The organism is Pseudooceanicola sp. (genome assembly GCF_041987405.1).
GTDB lineage: Bacteria > Pseudomonadota > Alphaproteobacteria > Rhodobacterales > Rhodobacteraceae > Pseudooceanicola.
In genome coordinates this window covers 49531-67370 of record NZ_JBHIWR010000006.1, presented here as the reverse complement: position 1 = coordinate 67370, position 17840 = coordinate 49531, and the positions used below count along the sequence as shown (strand labels likewise).

Genomic DNA, 17840 nt, shown 5'->3' with positions numbered 1-17840 from the left:
TATTCTGCTGCGTATGCATTCAGTTTACGCTGCGTTGCAGCGGGATTTCCGGGCCTTCCGTCATGCGGAATGGTAGGGGGCTGAGGGTCCGTTCCGATCAAATGTGATCTCTTTAAGGTCATATAAAATAACGACTTTGTGCAATTCTCCTGAATGTCCGCACAGCGCAATATAGTTCCGCAGTTTAGCAGGCCAAAAGCTGACACTGTCATGCAAATCCCCGCAAAAAGGGAAAAATTTGAAGATAGGGTATTCACAGGGGGGCAAATCACGATCAATATTCCTTCAACCGCCTGGAGAGCGGTTCGAGAAAATCTCAGGGAGGAATTCAGGATGCGGACCACCCGTCTGCCTTTTAAACTTGCCGCGACGACGGCGCTCGCCATGCTGGCGGGGACGGCGGCTTTTGCCGAGTCCCATGGAATGGCCAAGAAGGGCGGTGAACTGACCGTCGCTATCGAAACCGATGTGCGGGGCTTCGACACCGTCAAGGGCGGCGTGCTTGGCCAGACCGGTGAAATCGTGATGCGCTCCATGCAGGAGCCGCTGCTCGACTACAATCCGGACACCGGCGAGTTCGAGCCGCTGCTGGCGACAGAGTGGTCGGTCGATGACAGCCAGACCGTCTGGACGCTGAAGCTGCGCGAAGGCGTGAAGTTCCATGACGGCAGCGATTTCGATGCCGAAGACGTGGCCGCGCATTACAATCGTATCCTCGATCCCGAGATGAAGTCCGCCTCGCGGTCCTTCATCGCGTCCATCGAGAAGGTCGTCGCCGTCGACCCGCTGACCGTCGAATTCCATCTGGCGCATCCGTGGATGGCGCTGCTGCCCTATCTGGCCACGACCTCCATGTCCGGGCCGATCCCGGCGAAAGAGGCGGTCGAGGCGGATACGCAGAACCGCAGCCCCGTCGGCACCGGGCCGTTCAAGTTCGTCGAATGGGCCTCGGGCGACCGGATCATCGTCGAACGCAACCCGGATTACTGGAACGCGGACGAGATCAACCTCGACAAGATCACATTCCGCATCCTGCCGGACACCCAGACCCGTTTCGCATCGCTGCGTTCCGGTGAAGTGGACGTGATGTGGACGGACCGCGGCCCGTCGATCGTCGAGGCGCAGAAGGATGACAAGCTTGTCACCCTGACCACGGTCGGGGCAGGGGCGGCGATCAACCTGCTGAACGGTCGCAAGGAACCGCTGTCGAACGCGAACCTGCGCAAGGCACTGGCCCATGCGTGGAACCAGGATGCTCTGGTGAAGATCTCCTGGCAGAACACGCGTCCGGCGGTGACCCATCCGCTTGGTCCGATCAAGGATTGCGGTGACGCGAACTACCGCGAGTTCAACATTGAAAAAGCCAAGGAGTATCTTGAGGCCTACAAGGCCGAGACAGGCGCGACGGAGATCCCGACGCTGACCATGATCCACACTACCACCCCGCGCGGGCGTGAACTGGGCGAGATCTATCAGCAGACCGCAAAAGCGGCCGGTATCAATATCGAACTGGCACCGGTGGACCAGTCCACCCTGGTGGCGCGCACCTTCAAGGGTGAGTTCGACATCACCGGCTGGCGGATCGCTGACGGGGCCGACATGGGTCCGCAGCTTTTTGCCTATGTCACGCCGGGAAGCTCCTACAACCTGACCGGGTTCGACAATCCGGAACTGGCGGAGCTGGCCAAGAAGATGCGTGTTGCGACCTCGATGGAGGATCGTCTGAACATGCAGTGTGAAATGGTCTCGATGATGAACGACGATGGCGGCGTCCTCTATCGTGGCGGCGGGCAGTACTACGCCTTTACCACGCCGCGTGTGAAAGGTGTCCCGGCACCTTACCGCGGTGCCGTGGACGTGACCCGCGCCTGGATCGACGAACAGTCCTGATCCAGCGGACATCGCCCCGCCGGTGCATGAGGGTGCATCGGCGGGGCTTCTGACTTCTGGCGGGCACACTCACTGTCCGCAACCGGGGATCGCAATGCGCTATCTACTTTACAGGCTCAGGCGTCTGGCCATCGTGCTCGGGGTCGTGACGTTTATTACCTTCCTGCTCGTCAATGTTTTGCCGGGCGATGTGGCTTATGAAATGGCGGGCATGGACTCGTCGGAAGAGCAGGTTCAGGCCATCCGGGAAGACCTCGGCCTCGACCGACCCGTGGTGCTGCGGTACTTCGAATGGGTTGGCGGGGTCTTTGTCGGCGACTGGGGCCGGTCCTTCATCAGCGACGAAGACGTCTGGGAGGCCGTGACCGACCGTTTCCCGGTGTCCTTCGAACTGATGCTGCTGGCACAACTCATCGCGCTTTGCCTCGCGATCCCGGCGGGGGTGATATCGGCCTTCCGGCCAAACGGGCGGGCGGATCAGATCATCGGGTCCCTGGCTTTTGCTTCGGTCTCCATGCCGTCCTTCATGACGGCGATCCTGCTGATCTTTGTCATGGCGCTTGGCCTCGGCTGGCTGCCGGCGACGGGATATGAACCCCTGTCAGAAGGGCTCTGGGCCAATCTCAAACCGATGATCCTGCCGGCGCTGTCGCTGGCCCTCGTCGAATGGACCATCCTGATGCGAACACTGCGGGCCGAGATGATTTCGGTCCTGCAGGAAAACTACATCGCGCTGGCCCGGGCCAAGGGCATGTCGAACCTGCGCATCCTGATCGTGCATGCGCTGCGGCCCTCGTCCTTTTCGATGATCACGCTGCTTGGCCTTCAGGTCGCGCGCCTTCTGGGCGGCACGATCATCATCGAGCAGATCTTCGGTATTCCCGGTGTCGGACGGCTGTTGATCCACGCGGTCTACACCCGCGACTTCATCGTCATCCAGGGCTGCGTGACCTTCTTTGCGCTGGCCTTCGTGACCGCCAACTTCCTGGTCGATATCGCCTATGCCTACCTCGACCCGCGTGTGAGAACAGGAGGCGCCCATGGCTGACGTGACCTCTTCGGGACAGCGGTCGGAGAAGGGCGACAAGCCCGAGATCGACCGCAATGCGCTGGCCATTGCGCTGCACAAGAAATCGCGTCGCTTCGGGGCTTATTTCTGGGTGCCCATGGTCTGGCTGATCATCGTGGCCATCGCCTGTATCTTCGCGCCGCTCTGGGGGCTGCCACCGGCGGACGAAATCGACTGGGCCTATATCCAGTCGCCCCCGGTGGAGGGGCATCCCCTGGGCACCGACAACCTGGGCCGTGACCTGCTGAGCCGGATCATCTACGGCGGCCGCGTGTCGCTGACCGTGGGCTTTGCCGCCCCCTTCATCGGGGTCGGTCTGGGGATGATCCTGGGCATGATCGCGGGCTATTACCGCGGTTGGGCGGACGAGGTGATCGGCATCCTGATCGATGCCTGGCTGGCTATCCCGGGCCTCGTCATCCTGCTCCTATTCTCGGTCGTTTTCGGCGGCTCGCTTTTCATGGTCTGCGTCTCGCTCGGGCTGCTCTTTATTCCGACGGCGGCGCGGATCACCCGGGCGGCAACGCTGAACTATGCCGGGCGGGAGTTCGTGCTGGCGGCCAAGGCCATGGGCGCGTCCGATTTCCGCATCCTGCGCAAGGAGGTCTTTCCGAACATCATCTGGCCGCTCATCGCCTTCATCCTGATCGACATCCCGATCGCCATCGTGATCGAAGGCTCGCTGTCGTTCCTCGGTCTGTCGGTCAAGGCGCCGACGCCTAGCTGGGGCGGGATCATCGCGGAGGGGCGGGAGGTCCTGTCGACCATGCCGCATATCGCGATGTATCCGACCATCGTCATGTTCATGACGGTGCTCAGCTTCAACCTTGTCGGCGATGCGATCCGCCGCCGTCTCGCGGATGTCCGCGAAGGCGCGATCTGAGGGAGGGTCAGATGGGAGAAATCATTCTCGACGTGCGCAACCAGAAGACCGCCTTCTTCACAGGACGCGGCATGGCGCAGGCGGTGGATGGCGTGAGCTTCACGCTGGAACGGGGCAAGACGCTTGGCGTCGTGGGCGAATCCGGGTCGGGCAAATCCGTCCTGTCCCGCTCGATCATGCGGCTCCTGCCGGGCAATGCCGTGGTGCCGGAGGAGAGCAAGGTGATCCTCAACGGCCGCGACCTGACCCGGATGTCGGAAAAGGAGTTGCGGCGGCTGCGCGGGCCGGAGGTGGCGATCATCTTTCAGGACCCGATGACCTCGCTCAACCCGGTGCTGACGATCGGCAAGCAGATCATGGAAGTGCTCATGTTCCACATGGGCATGAAGCGCGGCCCGGCGCGGGCAAAGGCGGTGGAGCTGCTGACCGCCGTTGGCCTGCCGCAGCCGGATGTGCGGGTGGACCAGTATCCGCACCAGCTGTCGGGCGGCATGCGCCAGCGCGTGGCCATCGCCATCGCCATCGCCTGCGAGCCCGACCTGCTGATCGCGGATGAACCGACCACGGCGCTGGATGTGACGGTGCAGGCGGAGATCCTGGACCTGCTCGGCCGGATGGTGCGCGAGCGGAACATGGCCATGATCCTGATCACCCACGACATGGGCGTGGTGGCGGGGCGCTGTGACGATGTGGCCGTGATGTATGCGGGCCGGATCGTTGAAAAGGCGCCGGTGCGCGATCTCTTCCACAAGACGCGGATGCCCTATACCGCCGCGCTGCTGTCTTCGATCCCCAAGATCACCGACCCGCCGCACCGCAAGCTCGACGCGATCGAGGGGCGGCCGCCGGACATCATCAACCCGCCGCCGGGCTGCCCCTTTGCGCCGCGCTGCAAATATGCGGAGGCCGCCTGCGATGCGGGCAAACCGATGCTCGAAGGCAGCGAGCATCATCAATGGGCCTGTATCAAGCCCCTGGGCGAGGAGGTCGCGGCATGAACGTGCAGGCCCCGGACAACTTCCTGTCCATCGAAGAGCTGACCGTCGAATACCCGCTGCGGGGCGGCAAGAAGGTCCATGCGGTGACCCAGTTCACCGCCCATGTGCGCAAGGGCGAAACCCTGGGTCTCGTCGGGGAATCCGGCTGCGGCAAATCCTCGGCCGCGCGGGCGGTGATGCAGCTGCCGCGCCCGACAGGTGGCAAGGTCTACCTGGATGGGGAGGAGTTGACCGGATTGCGGGGCAAGTCCCTGCAGAAGGCGCGGCGGCGGTTCCAGATGATCTTTCAGGATCCGATCGCCTCGCTCAATCCGCGCATGACCATCCGCGAGATCGTCTCCGCCCCGCTGGAAATCGCCGGGATCGGGACCAAGGCCGAGCGCGAGGCGCGGGTGGCGGAGATGCTGGAGACGGTCGGGATCAACGCCGAACAGGCGATGGACCGACGCCCGCACGAATTCTCCGGCGGGCAATGCCAGCGGATCTCCATCGCGCGGGCGCTGGTCTTGCAGCCTGATCTTCTGGTCTGTGACGAGGCGGTCTCGGCTCTGGATGTCTCGGTCCAGGCTCAGGTTCTCAACCTTCTGGAAAAGCTCAAGAAAGAGCTTGGGCTGACGATGCTGTTCATCAGCCATGATCTGGCCGTGGTGAAACATGTCTCCGACCGGGTGGCGGTCATGTATCTGGGGCGGTTGTGCGAGTTGGCGGATGCGGAGACGATATATCGCAACCCGGTGCATCCCTATACCCGCACGCTGCTCTCGGCGGTGCCGGAACCTGATCCCGATGCCCCCGCGCATCACATGGACCTGGTCCCGGGGGAGTTGCCCTCGCCGGTGAACCCGCCTTCGGGCTGCCCGTTCCGCACCCGCTGCCCTCGGGCGAGCGAGATCTGCGCGCAGGAGATGCCGGACCTTCGGCCCGCCGCCGCCGGGCAGGTTGTGGCCTGTCATCATCCGCATCTAGAGGAGGCCTGAGGGCCTCTTCTTTTTGCCGCAAATATCCTCGCCGAAGGCCATCGCGGGCCTGCCCGCGATCCTGTGTCGGGGTTTTTGCAGGTGCAGAATGGCCTTGCATTCCTGACGATTTGGCGGGACCTATCGGGGAGCCAGATCAAAGAGACCAAGATGACCGACACAGCAGAAACCCAGCATCCGATGCCAGACCAGCTTGTCCAGATCCTCAATGTCGAGCGGATCGAGGACAATTTCTTCCGCGGGATCGAGACCCCGAATGGCGAGGGGCGGATGTTCGGCGGGCAGGTGCTGGGCCAGGCGCTGATGTCGGCGATCCAGACGGTCGACGGGGGCAAGGTCAACCATTCGCTGCACGCCTATTTCATGCGCCCGGGCGATGCGACCAAGCCGGTGCTCTACCGGGTAGAGCGGGACATGGATGGCAATTCCTTTGCCACCCGCCGGGTCATCGCGATCCAGAACGGACAACCGATCCTCAACCTCGCGGCCTCCTTCCAGGTGCAGGAAGAGGGGTTCAGCCATGCGACCGAAATGCCCGCCGATGTGCCCATGCCCGAGGACTGCATGAGCGAAAAGGAGATGGTCGAGACCTATGAGGGGGAGCTGCCGGACAGCTTCCGCCGCTTCATGCGCTGGAACCGCCCGGTGGAAATGCGCCCCTGCCAGCCGTTGCCGCCCTTCATCGACACGCCGGTGAAGGGAGAAACCTACCGCTGGATCAAGACCAAGGCGCCGCTGCCCGATGATCCGAACCTGCATCGCGGGGCGCTGGTCTATGCCTCGGACATGGGGTTGATCGGGGCGGCGCTGGCGGTGCATGGGATCAACTTCCACACGGTCGGGATGCGCGTTGCCTCGCTGGACCATTCGATGTGGATCCACGGTGACTTCCGCGTGGATGACTGGCTGCTCTTCTGCATGGAAAGCCCATGGACCGGGGGCGGCCGCGGTTTGACGCGCGGGCGGTTCTTTACCCGCGACGGACGGCTGGTGGCGACCCTGGCACAGGAAGGCATGACGCGGCAGAAACTGCCGAAGTGATGTGGTGGGGTGAAACCCCACCCTACAGCCACGTGACAATATTTGTAGGGCGGGGTTTCACCCCGCCTTTTGCGTCTCTGCGCTTTGGAGCGCGGTGATCACCCCGCCCGATTCACCGCGCGGTCGATCCCGTCCAGCACCTGTTCGTAAACCTCGCGCGGGAAGTTGTGGCCCATGCCCTCGATCTCGATCAGCTCGGCGGTCGGGCAGTTGGCGGCGGTGTCGCGCCCGCCCTCGACCGGGACCAGCGGGTCGGCGACGCCGTGGATGACCGAGACGGGCATGGTCAGTTTCTGCAGTTCCGCCCGGCGGTCGCGGGTGGCGAGGATCGCGGCATACTGGCGGGAGAAGCCCGTGGGGTGGATCGACCGGTCGAGGTCGGCCTCGGCATGGGCGCGCAGCTCCTCCTCCGGGATCGGATAGGCGGGGGAGCCGATGACCCTGTCGGTCTCGATCCGCGACTGGATGGCGCGTTCGCGGTCGACCAGCGCATCAGGGCGGGGCCGGGTGAGGGCGGCCATGGCGGCATCGGTGGCGCGGGGCAGGTCGGGGTTGCCGGTGTTCGACATGACGGAGGTCATCGACAGGACCTTGTCGGGGTGTTCGATCGCCATCAGCTGCACGATCATGCCGCCCATGGAAAAACCGCAGATATGCGCCTTGTCGATCTCCAGATGGTCCAGCAGGGCCGCGCCATCGGCCGCCATGTCCGACAGGGTGTAAGGCAGGTCGGGCGTCCGGCCCATAGCCTTGTCGGTGAGGACCTTCTTGAAATCCGGGATGCCGTGATCTGTGAACTTCTGGCTCAGCCCGATGTCGCGGTTGTCCATCTTGATGACGCGATAGCCACGGGCCGTCAGCTCGGCCACAAAATCGTCCTTCCAGCGGGTGCTCTGGGTGCCGACACCGGAAATCAGAAGGATCGGTTTGCCGTCGTCCGGTCCGATCACGTCATACCAGATCTCGATTCCGTTCACCTGTGCTGTGGGCATTCCTGGGTCTCCTCCTGCCGCCAATGGGACCGGTCTGGTCCTTGGCGCGGAGAGTAGGGGGAATTGATGAGGGCCGGAAGAGGAAAACATGGGGAAAATTCACATCGCGAAATAAAGTTTCGCATTGGAACCGGCGGGGGTCTGTGGCTATACAGGTGAAAGTTTGAAGAATGGGTATGTGACATGGCAAAGCCGGATCGGGACGTCATCATCATCGGGGCCGGGCTGTCGGGGATCGGCGTGGCCCGTTATCTCAAGACCGATTGCCCGGAGAAGAGCTTTGTCGTGCTGGAGACCAAGCCGCGCATGGGCGGGACCTGGGACCTGTTTCGGTATCCCGGTATCCGGTCGGACAGCGACATGCACACCATGGGTTACGCCTTTAAGCCGTGGAAGGATGCCAAGGCGATCGCGGACGGCCCGGCGATCCTCGACTATGTGAAGGAAACCGCGCGCGACTACGGGATCGACCCGCATGTCCGGTACGAGCACAAGGTGCTGCGCGCCGACTATTCGACCGCCGATCAGATGTGGGTTCTGACGGTCGATCACGCGGGGGAAGAGATCACCATGACCGCGCGCTTCGTGCTGTCCTGCGCGGGCTATTACCGCCATCACGAAGGGTATCTGCCGGAGTTTCCGGGCTATGACAGCTACAAGGGAACGCTGGTGCATCCGCAGTTCTGGCCCGAAGACCTGGACTACGCGGGCAAGAAGATCGTCATCATCGGCTCCGGCGCCACGGCGGTCACGCTGACCCCGACGCTGGCGCAGGAGGCCGAACATGTCTGGCAGGTGCAGCGCACCCCGACTTACGTTGTAAATAGACCCTCGAAGGACAAGGTCGGTAACGTCCTCAAGACCTTGTTCCCGGGCAAGCTGGGCTATTGGTTGACCCGGTGGAAGGTGATCTGGACCGGGCGGCTGCGGCGCAAGAAGTTCATCAGTGACATCAAGGGGATGAAGAAACTTCTTGTCGGCATGGTCGGCAAGGAGCTCAAGGATGCACTGCCGGACTGGCAGGATCATTTCACGCCTCCCTATTGGCCCGGACAGCAGCGGATATGTGCGGTGCCGGACGGCGACCTCTTCGAGGTGCTGCGTCAGAAGAAGGCCACCATGGTCACCGGCGAAATCGAGACCTTCACCGAGACAGGGCTGCGCATGGCCGACGGACCGGAGCTGGAGGCGGATATCATCGTGACGGCGACGGGGCTGGTTCTGGAGACGCTTGGTGGCGCAGATTTCAGCGTCGACGGGCAGGCGGTAAGCCCGGGCAAGCTGCTGGTCTACAAGGGGTTCATGTATTCCAACATGCCCAACCTAATCTACGTGACCGGCTACACCAATGCCTCCTGGACGCTGAAGGTCGATCTTGTGGCGGAATATGCGATGCGGCTCATCAAGCATATGGATGCCAAGGGCTACACCCAGGTTGTGCCGCGCGCCTCGTCCGAGGATTTCGGCACGATCTCCAATGCGATCAAGTTCACCAGCGGCTATTTCCTGCGGGTGCGGGACCGACTGCCGAAACACGGCACGGCCTTTCCCTGGGTGCACGAGCAGGAGTATTTCTGGGACCGCAAGACGCTGAAACGCGGGGCGGTGGATGACGGCTCGCTCAGCTTCTCCAAGGGCGAGGCGGTGGAGTTTCCGCCAGAGCAGCGCGCCCCGGATGCGGTAGAGATGGCGGCGGAGTAATCAGCGATCCAGCATGCCGAAGGCGAGGACGCTGGAATAGAGCCGGACGGCGGTGTCGCGGTCCTGACGATGCTCGGCCCAGAGCCGGAAATCGAAGGCCGAATTGAGCGAGGCGATCAGGCATTGAGAGGCAATCAGCGGGTCAATCGCACGAATGGAGCCTTCGGTGATCCCGTCGATCATCATGCCCGCGAAACGCTGCGAAATGCGGTCGGATCGTTCGAGGATCGGCAGGCGCAATTCGCGCGGCAGGGCGCTGAGCGCGGTGACGCGGAGCAGGGGGAAGGTCGCCTCGAACTGCACATCGGTCAGGGCGGCGGTGGCGGCGGTCAGCCGGTCGAACCAGCTGCCCTCCAGCGCCATGGCGGCGCGCTGTGTCAGGCTGACCCGGGTATAGGAGCGATCAAAGCAGTCGGTGACCAGCCCGTCCTTGCCATCGAGGTGATGATAGAAGGACCCCTTGGAGAGGTTCAGCGCCCCGGCAATCCGTTCGACGGAAGCGCCGCGGTAGCCGCGCTCGTTCATCATGATCGTGGCGGCGCGCAGATAGGTCTCGCGGTTGACCTCGGTGCTTTCGGTGTCGCTGTTGGGCACGTCCAGTCGGGCGGGATCCCAGGTCTGCCCTTCCCCGGCATAGCCGTGGCGGTAAAGCTCCATCAGGCGGGCGTGGACGCGTTCGTAGTCGCCGACGGAATATTTGTTCAGCCAGACACGGGCCCAGTGCAGGGAGTCCAACAGGACATAGGTGCGGGCCCAGTTCAGATCGCGCCGCGAGGAGGGCAGATCGTCAAAGAACTTCACCACCATGCGGAAGAGATCCATATAGCGGTTGTTCAGCTCCGTCCGCAGGGGTTCCTGAAGCGAGCGGATATCCGACAGGCGCGCCAGGGGGCGGCGGTGGCCGATGCGTTCCTCGGCACTTTCTTCCATGACGTAGGTCAGCAGCCGTTTGACCCGTGCCTCCGGCGTCGGTTCGCGCAGGGCCATTTCGGCGCCGACCTGCATCTTGTCGATGGTCCGTTGCAGCGTTGCGGCGGCCAGGAGTTCCTTGCGCTTGAAGTAGTAGGTGATGGAGGTGGTGTTCATATTCACCGCCTCGGCCACGCTGACGAAGGTCAGACCCCGCAGCCCGCGTTCGTTGATCACCTGCGAGGCCGCGTCGAGGATGCGGTCCCGTTTCGCGCGGAAGCGGTCCGACGGGGCGGTCCGTTCGGTCTGGGCCGGGGGCGGCGATATGGGCGCGGAGGCAGTCGGCGTCGTCATTTTCTAGCAATAGCAAGCGGCTGGCACGGTGTCACGCGGCACAACCGCCGCATCGCGGCAACATGGCCGGGCCGGGTGCGACCCGGATTCACGGGGTGTGCGCGAGCGATTATGGTTTCGGCATGAAGGAGGAAACAGCATGACCATTCCAACAACGGATATGACGGGCAAGGTGGCCATCGTCACCGGCGCGGCCTCGGGGATCGGGCGGGCCTCGGCGCGGATGTTTGCAGAGGCGGGGGCCCAGGTCCTGGCCTGCGACCGCAGTCCCGGCGTGGCGGAAGTGGCGGATGACCGGATCACGCCGATGGAGATGGACGCGGGACGGGAAGAGGATGTCCTCGCCGCGATTGCCCGGGCGGAGGAGATCGGCGGGCGGCTGGATGTCTATTTCGCCAATGCCGGGATCACCGGCGGCGTGCGGGGCACCGAGGAGCATACGCCAGAGATCTGGGCCGAGGTGCTGCGCGTCAATCTGATCGGCCCGTTCCTGGCGGTGAAACATGCCGCGCCGAAGATGGCCGAAGGTGGCGGCGGGGCAATCATCGCCACGGCCTCGGTCGCGGGGATGCGGGCCAATGCGGGGCCGATGGCCTACAGCGCCTCCAAGGCCGGGGTGATCAACCTGGTGCGGAATGCCTCCTACGCGCTGGCGGGGACCGGGGTCCGGATCAATGCCATCTGCCCGGGCCTGATCGAGACAGAGATGACGCGGCCGATCTACGACTATCACCGCGCCGTGGGCGGGGTGCCGGGGATCGGCGGGCGCGTGCCGCTGGAGCGTGGGGGCGAGCCAGAGGAGATCGCGTCGGTGGCGCTCTTCCTCGCCTCGCCGATGTCGTCCTACATGACGGGGCAGGCGGTGCCGGTCTGTGGGGGCATGTCGGCCTCGCATCCCTTCGGCCCGCGCCCGGACCCGGAGGAGGCGGCCAGGGTCATTGCGAAGTATCGAGCGGAACAGGGCCGACCCTGAGACGCATGGCGGCGGGCAATCGTCTGTCCTGGAATGCGATGCGGCGGGCAATCGCCGCCCCGGAAACGAATTGCGGCGGCCAATGGCCGCCGCGGAGCATGATGTCAAAAAGTGCTTGCCGATTCCTATATGTGCACTTTAACCGATTCTTAACGTTTTTGGGGCGTTTTTTTTGACTTTCTGGTCCAAAGAGGGGCTAACCCACTTGGGCGGCGCCAAAAATTCAGGCTCCCAGAGGCAGCCTCTGCAGGCTTCTTAGGCGCCCGTCCGGCAGCTCTCCGACGAGACTCAGGTTGGATATGTCGACCGGCCCGTCCAGCAAAGGCGCAATTGCATCCATGAGTCGCGCCTGGATCGGCTCCACCACCGACCCGTCCAGCGACCCGGTCAGGGTGAGGTGAAAGCGAAACTCCTCCATCACGTAGGGATAGCCCCATTGGGTCAGCAGCTCCTCCTGCCGGGGGCTGAGGCGCCGGGCGCGGCGGCGGGCCAGTTCGGTCTCGCCCGGGGGCGCGCGGAAGGGGTCAAGCTCGCGCACCATGGCGGCGGCGAGGTCGGCGAGGGGGCCGGTCTCTCCCTGAGGGGTGAGAGCGAGGAAGCGGCCGATCCGGGTCAGCGCCAACCCCTCCAGACGAACCGGGGCGCGGACGGCGCAGGCGGCGAGGGCGGCCTGCCGCAGCCCGTCTTCCGTGCACCCCTCGGCCAGATGGAAGGGCGGCTTGATCGTGCCATGGAAGCCGTACTTCCGGGGCGTGCGGGTGATCTCTTCGATCGGGCGGGGCAGGCCGGGTATCTCGGGATGCGGCCGCTCCTGTCCGGTCTCGATGTCCCAGCCCAGCCAGGCCGCGCCAAAGTCGGCCAGGGGGCCGGGGTCGGGCGTGTAGTAGATTGCGTAACGTGTGTAGGTCATCGGATCTCCCCTCCCGGTCTATCCAATACCGATGTGACGGGCGCATGACAGGGGCGTTTGGCGACGGGCGTCGCGATGGCCCGCCGCAGTCAGCTCTGACGCAGGTTCGGGGCGGCCATAACCGGGCGTCAGGTGTCCTTGCCGCAGAACATGTCATAGACGAGTTCCAGCATGCGCCGTGGGCGGTCGTCGGCCAGGCTGTAGTAGATCGCCTTGCCGTCACGCCGGGGCACCACCAGCCCTTCGAGGCGCAGGCGGGAGAGCTGTTGCGACACTGCCGCCTGACGGGCGGAGAGCAGCTCTTCCAGCTCGGTCACAGATTTTTCGCCGGTGACGAGATGGCACAGGATCATCAGGCGGCCTTCGTGGCTCAGCGCCTTGAGGAAATTGGAGGCCTCCGAGGCGTTCCTGGCGATGCGGTCCATTTCCTCGTCGGAAATGTCGGGGCTGAGGGCGGGCAGGGGCATGGGCATTTCCGCGGGCAGCCCCGCGCCGTGTTATCGTTCCGGAATCGTTCGGTTGCTCATAACTGACACAATCTGTCATTTATTCAAGGATTCGCGTACCTTGAATTCAATTCGTGGTGGCCGGTGGTGGCGATGCGGGCGCGAAAGCGGCCACTTTCATCAGCATTTCTCCCGCAACATCTGTTAGTGCGGATAGCCTGCGCATCGGATTGTAGCCTGTCCCGTGAGGCCGACCGAAATAAAAGCGCCGCGAAGCGTACCGGGCGCTCGAATTACGGGCCGTAGTAGCGACCTCATGCGCCGCTGGCCGGTCAGAGGCTGTCGCGCAGCGCCTCGGCCGTGCGCAGATGCAGGTCGCCATACCGCGCTGCCTGATCACGCAACGCCTGCAACCCGGGCAGCCGCGCCGCGTAGTCCGCATCCGACATCTGATCCATGGCCGCCATGATCTCCGCCTCCGTTTCGCAGATGACAAAGGGGGCGGGGTCGAAATACTCGGCGATGTTCGGACAGCCCCAATAAATCGGGACCGACAAGCAGAGGATCGCGTCGATCAGCTTTTCGGTGAAGTAATCCGGCTCGCGCGCGTTCTCGATCACGACGGAATAGCGGTAGGGGGCGAGGCCGTCGGATTTCGCTTCGAAGGGGGCATAGCCGCCGCCCATCACATCCACATCCAGCCCCGAGTCGCGGATATGATCGGCGATGGCATGGCGGACGCGGTGCCCCTCCTGCGAGCGTTTGGCGGAGGCGATGAGCGAGCAGGATCGGGATTTCGTGAGGTCGAGATCGCGCCACTCCGGCACCCAGGTGGTGCCGAAGGGGACGAAGACACCGTTCGGGATACGGCCGATCAGAGCGCGGTCATGGGTGAGAACCCGAAAGAAACGCCGGTGTGTCACCCGCAAGAGCCTGCGGTGGTCGTTGTGGATGACACGGGGTTCCTGCACCATCATCGACAGCCGAGCCTTCAGCCCGAAGAGCGGGCGCAGGTGCAGGGCAGGACGGGGGTAGACGATCAGGTGATCCGTCCGCTGCATATCCCGCAGGGTCTTGCCGCGCAGGCGATCCGGCTGGCCGAGGGGCCAGTGGAGGTCATCGCATCCAATGCCGAGGTAACCGGCCCCGAAAAGCCGACCATAGGGCAGGATTGCAATTGCTGGGTCAGAGGTCATGGCCATCCGGATCGTCGGGATCGGCCCTGCTTAGTCCGGGCGACGCCCATGGGCAACGGTTGATTGGCCATCGACTGCGCACAGAATGCGCGTGGCCTGCACCTTTGGGCAAATATGGCCACGCACCACCGACAGGCAGGCTTTGCCGGGACCGCGCGTGTCGGTCCCGGCGTGGGGTCAGTGGACGGTCACCGGGGCCATGTCGTTCTGGCGGGCCAGGACAAAGGCCATCTTGCGATCCTTGACCAAGGCCAGACGCTCGCCGGAACTGTCGCAGACGGCGTAGAGCTGTTCCAGCCCCTGGACCTGATCGCGCACCTCTTCCGGCAGGTCCTCGACCTTCACGGCGCGGACATAGACGATCCGTCCGGCGTCATTGTACATATCGTATTTCGTATCCATGACCTTATCCTTTCTTGATCCGGATCGTCTGCACGACCTTCTCCGGTTCCACCCGGGACAGATCGACGTGGAGCAGACCGTTTTCCATCACCGCATCGCCCACCTCGACACCATCGGCCAGCACGAAGCTGCGCTGGAACTGGCGCGCGGCGATCCCGCGGTGCAGGAAATGTCGTCCCTCACTGTCGTCGCTCTGGCGGCCGCGGATCACCAACTGGCTGTCTTCGAGCGTGATGGAGAGGTCCTCTTCGCGGAACCCGGCAACGGCCAGGGTGATCCGGTAGGACTGGTCCGAGGTTTGTTCGATGTTGAACGGAGGGTAGCCGTCGTTTCCGGCTTTGGCGGAACGTTCCAGCAGCCGCTCAAGCTGCTCGAAACCCAGCATGTAGGGATGCGCCCCGAGGGTCATTTTGGTCATGACACGTCCTTGATCTTTAAGCGACAGTCGCAGGGCCCCGTTGCGGCGACCCCGTGAGAAATATGGGGGGCTGTTGACGGCCTTGCAAGACCTTTGCGGGAAGAAGGAAGAACAGGTATATTCAAAAGCCTGTCACCATGGGAGACACGCATCATGAACGCGCAAAGCGATATCTCAATGAAGACCGAAGAGGTGCTCAAGGTCGAACTTGAGGTGTTCAAACGCGAGCATGCCGATCTGGATGCCGCGATCGAGGCGCTGCATGTGCGGGGCGTGGCAGATCAGCTGACCATCAAGCGGCTGAAAAAGCAGAAACTGATCCTCAAGGACAAGATCGCCCGGATCGAGGATCGTCTGACCCCCGATATCATCGCCTGACCTGCCTTCCGGGTCGTCCCCGGCTCAGGGCTTGCGCCGCTTTGGTGGCTGCATTCCGGCCTTGCCCGGAGGGGTGAAGCGTTTGGACGTATCGGCCGCGCGGGGTTTTCCTCCCGGTTTCGCGCCCGGCTTGCCCGCTGGCGCGCCCTCGGCCCGGCCGCGATCGCCCTTGCCAGACGGTTTCTCCCAGGGTTTGGACCCCGATTTTCCACCCGGGCCCTTTGCCTTGGGGCCAGGTTTTCCAGGCGCGCGCCCGTCAGGTTTGCCACCGGTCTTGCGGGGCTTGTGGGGGGTGTCGCCACCACGGTCCGACTTGGGACGCGGGCTGTCGGTCCAGACGCGCTTGGTCTCGCCGCGCGGGCTGTCCTCGCCGCGTGCGGGCGCGCGATCCGGTTTCGCGGACGGGGCGGTTGCCTCCGTCGGGGTGTCGGCCCGTTTCCGGTCGCCGCGTGGTTTGGCGGGCCTGCGATCCGTGGCACCATCAGGCCGCGGGCCGGGGCGGGGACGGGCGGGCCGGTCGGCCGGCTTGCCGCGCGGCGCGTCCAGGTCGGGTGCGCCGTCCAGCTTGCGCAGGCTCACCCCCTCTTCCAGGGTCCCGCCCTTGGCCAGAACGGCTTCGACCTCGGCTACGCTGGCCTCGGCGATTTCCACATAGGTTTCCGCCTGTTGCACCCGGATCGCGCCAAGCGCGGATTTCTCGATTCCGGTGGTGCGCAGGATGAGCGGCAGGAGCCAGCGCGCCTCCGCCCGGTCGTCGTGCCCGACCGAAAGGGCAAACCAGGAGCTGGGACCGAAATCGGCGCGGTCCTGCCGCTCCTGCCGCTTGTCCTGCCGTTTCTCGGGACGCGCATCGGGGGGCGACAGATCCTCGGGCGCGGAATGGCGGGCGCGGTAGAGGCGCAGGTAAGCGGCGGCGATGGTTTCGGGCGATTGCGCGGCCAGCAGGCGGGCGGCAAACTCCGCCTCCGCTTCGGTCGGCGCTTCGGTCCAGGCGGGATCGGCCAGCAGCCGCTCCTCATCCCGCTGCAGGATTTCATCCGCGCCTGGCGCTTCGGTCCACTCCGCCGTGACCTTGGCGAATTTCAGCAGGCGTTCGGCCTTTTTAGCCACGCGGGGCGGCACGATCAGGGCGGAGATCCCCTTGCGCCCCGCGCGCCCGGTCCGGCCGGAGCGGTGCAGCAGCGTTTCCGCATTTGACGGCAGTTCCGCATGAACCACCAGTTCCAGCTTGGGCAGGTCGATGCCCCGGGCGGCCACGTCGGTGGCCACGCAGACCCGGGCCCGCCCGTCGCGCATGGCCTGCAGGGCGTGGCTGCGTTCCGACTGGCTCAACTCGCCCGACAGCGAGACGACCGAAAACCCCCGGTTGGCAAAGCGGGCGGTCAGGCGGTTCACCGTGGCGCGGGTGTTGGCAAAGACGATGGCATTTTCCGCCTCGTGATAGCGCAGCACGTTGATCACGGCGTTTTCCACGTCATGGGCCGCGACGCGCAGGGCCTGATAGGCGATATCGGCGTGTTGCCCCTTGTCGGTCAGGGTGGTGACGCGCACGGCGTCGCGCTGATACTGCTGTGCCAGGGTGGCGATCATCGGCGGCACCGTGGCCGAGAACATCAGCGTTCGCCGCTCCGCCGGGGCCTCGCCCAGCATGAATTCCAGGTCCTCGCGGAAGCCCAGATCCAGCATCTCGTCCGCCTCGTCCAGCACCACCGCACGCAGGTCCGACATGTCGAGCGACCCGCGTTTGATGTGATCGACCAGCCGCCCCGGCGTGCCCACGACGATATGCGCCCCGCGTTCCAGCGCGCGGCGTTCGTCGCGCATGTCCATGCCACCGACGCAGGTCGCCATCCGCGCCCCCGCCTTGGCATAGAGCCACTGAAGCTCGCGGTTGACCTGAAAGGCCAGTTCCCGCGTCGGGGCAATGACCAGGGCCAGGGGCGCTGCGGGCGGGCCAAAGCGCGCCTCCTCTCCCAGCAGGGTTCCGGCGATGGCCAGGCCGAAGCCCACGGTCTTGCCCGATCCGGTCTGGGCGGAGACCAGCAGGTCCGCCTCGCCCAGTTCGGGCTTGGTCACGGCCTCCTGCACGGGGGTCAAAGTCTCGTATCCGCGCTCGGCGAGCGCATCGGCCAGGGTCTGGATCATGGTGGAAGTCATCTCTCAGGGGCGGTGCGGGGGCGATAGGGGGCGCCGCGAAAGCGCCCTCGTACAGCAATCCGCTGCCCCTGTATACGGCAGATTTTCCCTTGTGTCCCTTCTGCAATTGCACGCGGGCGCGAACACCGTATAACCCATGTTTCAAG

17 protein-coding genes are annotated in these 17840 nt (G+C 64.3%); 9 read left to right on the top strand and 8 right to left on the bottom strand.

Translation table 11 applies throughout. The annotated features are described in order from the left end of the window. Positions 1-333: 333 nt before the first annotated feature. The 6 genes from ACFC2Y_RS14985 (at position 334) to ACFC2Y_RS14960 (ending at position 6858) form a co-directional block, all read left to right on the top strand. Positions 334-1890, top strand: coding sequence for an ABC transporter substrate-binding protein (locus ACFC2Y_RS14985; RefSeq protein WP_375176117.1), 1557 nt, complete (start codon positions 334-336; stop codon positions 1888-1890). 94 nt (positions 1891-1984) lie between these two features. Continuing rightward, positions 1985-2938 (top strand): ABC transporter permease, encoded by a 954-nt coding sequence (locus ACFC2Y_RS14980; RefSeq protein ID WP_375176116.1) that lies wholly within the window; start codon positions 1985-1987, stop codon positions 2936-2938. Then, positions 2931-3842 (top strand): ABC transporter permease, encoded by a 912-nt coding sequence (locus ACFC2Y_RS14975; RefSeq protein WP_375176115.1) that lies wholly within the window; start codon positions 2931-2933, stop codon positions 3840-3842. Before ACFC2Y_RS14980 ends, ACFC2Y_RS14975 begins: the two co-directional genes overlap by 8 nt. 11 nt (positions 3843-3853) lie before the next feature. Beyond that, entirely contained in the window at positions 3854-4840 is a 987-nt protein-coding gene (locus ACFC2Y_RS14970) for an ABC transporter ATP-binding protein (RefSeq protein ID WP_375176114.1), read from the top strand. Next, positions 4837-5817: an ABC transporter ATP-binding protein gene (locus ACFC2Y_RS14965; RefSeq protein ID WP_375176113.1), complete on the top strand. Its 981-nt coding sequence runs from the start codon at positions 4837-4839 to the stop codon at positions 5815-5817. The genes ACFC2Y_RS14970 and ACFC2Y_RS14965 overlap by 4 nt, the downstream gene beginning before the upstream one ends. 150 nt (positions 5818-5967) lie before the next feature. Then, positions 5968-6858 carry an acyl-CoA thioesterase gene (locus ACFC2Y_RS14960; RefSeq protein ID WP_375176112.1) on the top strand — a complete coding sequence of 297 codons (891 nt, stop codon included), beginning with the start codon at positions 5968-5970 and terminating at the stop codon, positions 6856-6858. A gap of 98 nt (positions 6859-6956) precedes the next feature. Here ACFC2Y_RS14960 and ACFC2Y_RS14955 read toward each other — a convergent pair whose 3' ends face one another. Next, positions 6957-7850 (bottom strand): alpha/beta fold hydrolase, encoded by an 894-nt coding sequence (locus ACFC2Y_RS14955; protein ID WP_375176111.1) that lies wholly within the window; start codon positions 7848-7850, stop codon positions 6957-6959. 183 nt (positions 7851-8033) lie between these two features. Here ACFC2Y_RS14955 and ACFC2Y_RS14950 point away from each other — a divergent pair, with 183 nt between their 5' ends. Next, positions 8034-9551 carry a flavin-containing monooxygenase gene (locus ACFC2Y_RS14950; RefSeq protein WP_375176110.1) on the top strand — a complete coding sequence of 506 codons (1518 nt, stop codon included), beginning with the start codon at positions 8034-8036 and terminating at the stop codon, positions 9549-9551. On the opposite strand, the gene ACFC2Y_RS14945 is transcribed toward ACFC2Y_RS14950, so the two are convergent. Continuing rightward, a complete protein-coding gene (locus ACFC2Y_RS14945; protein ID WP_375176109.1) occupies positions 9552-10814 on the bottom strand; it encodes a TetR/AcrR family transcriptional regulator in 1263 nt (420 codons plus the stop codon). It lies immediately after the preceding gene. A gap of 139 nt (positions 10815-10953) precedes the next feature. Here ACFC2Y_RS14945 and ACFC2Y_RS14940 point away from each other — a divergent pair, with 139 nt between their 5' ends. After that, complete coding sequence (locus ACFC2Y_RS14940; protein WP_375176108.1) at positions 10954-11787, top strand: SDR family NAD(P)-dependent oxidoreductase; 834 nt, start codon at positions 10954-10956, stop codon at positions 11785-11787. Between the two features lie 223 nt (positions 11788-12010). On the opposite strand, the gene ACFC2Y_RS14935 is transcribed toward ACFC2Y_RS14940, so the two are convergent. From ACFC2Y_RS14935 to ACFC2Y_RS14915, 5 genes are all read right to left on the bottom strand, one after another. Then, a complete protein-coding gene (locus ACFC2Y_RS14935; protein WP_375176107.1) occupies positions 12011-12697 on the bottom strand; it encodes a DUF1045 domain-containing protein in 687 nt (228 codons plus the stop codon). 128 nt (positions 12698-12825) lie between these two features. Then, complete coding sequence (locus ACFC2Y_RS14930; RefSeq protein WP_375176106.1) at positions 12826-13164, bottom strand: ArsR/SmtB family transcription factor; 339 nt, start codon at positions 13162-13164, stop codon at positions 12826-12828. Positions 13165-13475: 311 nt separating this feature from the next. Next, positions 13476-14339 (bottom strand): glycosyltransferase family 10 domain-containing protein, encoded by an 864-nt coding sequence (locus ACFC2Y_RS14925; RefSeq protein WP_375176105.1) that lies wholly within the window; start codon positions 14337-14339, stop codon positions 13476-13478. 177 nt (positions 14340-14516) lie between these two features. Next, on the bottom strand, positions 14517-14741 hold the full coding sequence (locus ACFC2Y_RS14920; RefSeq protein ID WP_375176104.1) for a DUF1150 family protein: 225 nt from the start codon (positions 14739-14741) through the stop codon (positions 14517-14519). Between the two features lie 4 nt (positions 14742-14745). Beyond that, positions 14746-15159, bottom strand: coding sequence for an Hsp20 family protein (locus ACFC2Y_RS14915; protein WP_375176103.1), 414 nt, complete (start codon positions 15157-15159; stop codon positions 14746-14748). A gap of 153 nt (positions 15160-15312) precedes the next feature. Between ACFC2Y_RS14915 and ACFC2Y_RS14910 the strand changes: the two genes are divergently transcribed. Further along, the gene (locus tag ACFC2Y_RS14910) at positions 15313-15537 is read left to right on the top strand and encodes a YdcH family protein (protein WP_375176102.1); all 225 of its coding nucleotides are present in this window, start codon (positions 15313-15315) and stop codon (positions 15535-15537) included. 24 nt (positions 15538-15561) lie between these two features. On the opposite strand, the gene ACFC2Y_RS14905 is transcribed toward ACFC2Y_RS14910, so the two are convergent. Continuing rightward, positions 15562-17682 carry a DEAD/DEAH box helicase gene (locus ACFC2Y_RS14905; protein ID WP_375176101.1) on the bottom strand — a complete coding sequence of 707 codons (2121 nt, stop codon included), beginning with the start codon at positions 17680-17682 and terminating at the stop codon, positions 15562-15564. Positions 17683-17840: the final 158 nt, after the last annotated feature.

What these genes read in the sequence shown, in the direction of transcription:
- ACFC2Y_RS14985 (WP_375176117.1), top strand. Translation starts at nt 334, where the DNA reads ATGCGGACCACCCGTCTGCCTTTTAAACTTGCCGCGACGACGGCGCTC.
- ACFC2Y_RS14980 (WP_375176116.1), top strand. Translation starts at nt 1,985, where the DNA reads ATGCGCTATCTACTTTACAGGCTCAGGCGTCTGGCCATCGTGCTCGGG.
- ACFC2Y_RS14975 (WP_375176115.1), top strand. Translation starts at nt 2,931, where the DNA reads ATGGCTGACGTGACCTCTTCGGGACAGCGGTCGGAGAAGGGCGACAAG.
- ACFC2Y_RS14970 (WP_375176114.1), top strand. Translation starts at nt 3,854, where the DNA reads ATGGGAGAAATCATTCTCGACGTGCGCAACCAGAAGACCGCCTTCTTC.
- ACFC2Y_RS14965 (WP_375176113.1), top strand. Translation starts at nt 4,837, where the DNA reads ATGAACGTGCAGGCCCCGGACAACTTCCTGTCCATCGAAGAGCTGACC.
- ACFC2Y_RS14960 (WP_375176112.1), top strand. Translation starts at nt 5,968, where the DNA reads ATGACCGACACAGCAGAAACCCAGCATCCGATGCCAGACCAGCTTGTC.
- ACFC2Y_RS14955 (WP_375176111.1), bottom strand. Translation starts at nt 7,850, where the DNA reads ATGCCCACAGCACAGGTGAACGGAATCGAGATCTGGTATGACGTGATC.
- ACFC2Y_RS14950 (WP_375176110.1), top strand. Translation starts at nt 8,034, where the DNA reads ATGGCAAAGCCGGATCGGGACGTCATCATCATCGGGGCCGGGCTGTCG.
- ACFC2Y_RS14945 (WP_375176109.1), bottom strand. Translation starts at nt 10,814, where the DNA reads ATGACGACGCCGACTGCCTCCGCGCCCATATCGCCGCCCCCGGCCCAG.
- ACFC2Y_RS14940 (WP_375176108.1), top strand. Translation starts at nt 10,954, where the DNA reads ATGACCATTCCAACAACGGATATGACGGGCAAGGTGGCCATCGTCACC.
- ACFC2Y_RS14935 (WP_375176107.1), bottom strand. Translation starts at nt 12,697, where the DNA reads ATGACCTACACACGTTACGCAATCTACTACACGCCCGACCCCGGCCCC.
- ACFC2Y_RS14930 (WP_375176106.1), bottom strand. Translation starts at nt 13,164, where the DNA reads ATGCCCCTGCCCGCCCTCAGCCCCGACATTTCCGACGAGGAAATGGAC.
- ACFC2Y_RS14925 (WP_375176105.1), bottom strand. Translation starts at nt 14,339, where the DNA reads ATGACCTCTGACCCAGCAATTGCAATCCTGCCCTATGGTCGGCTTTTC.
- ACFC2Y_RS14920 (WP_375176104.1), bottom strand. Translation starts at nt 14,741, where the DNA reads ATGGATACGAAATACGATATGTACAATGACGCCGGACGGATCGTCTAT.
- ACFC2Y_RS14915 (WP_375176103.1), bottom strand. Translation starts at nt 15,159, where the DNA reads ATGACCAAAATGACCCTCGGGGCGCATCCCTACATGCTGGGTTTCGAG.
- ACFC2Y_RS14910 (WP_375176102.1), top strand. Translation starts at nt 15,313, where the DNA reads ATGAACGCGCAAAGCGATATCTCAATGAAGACCGAAGAGGTGCTCAAG.
- ACFC2Y_RS14905 (WP_375176101.1), bottom strand. Translation starts at nt 17,682, where the DNA reads ATGATCCAGACCCTGGCCGATGCGCTCGCCGAGCGCGGATACGAGACT.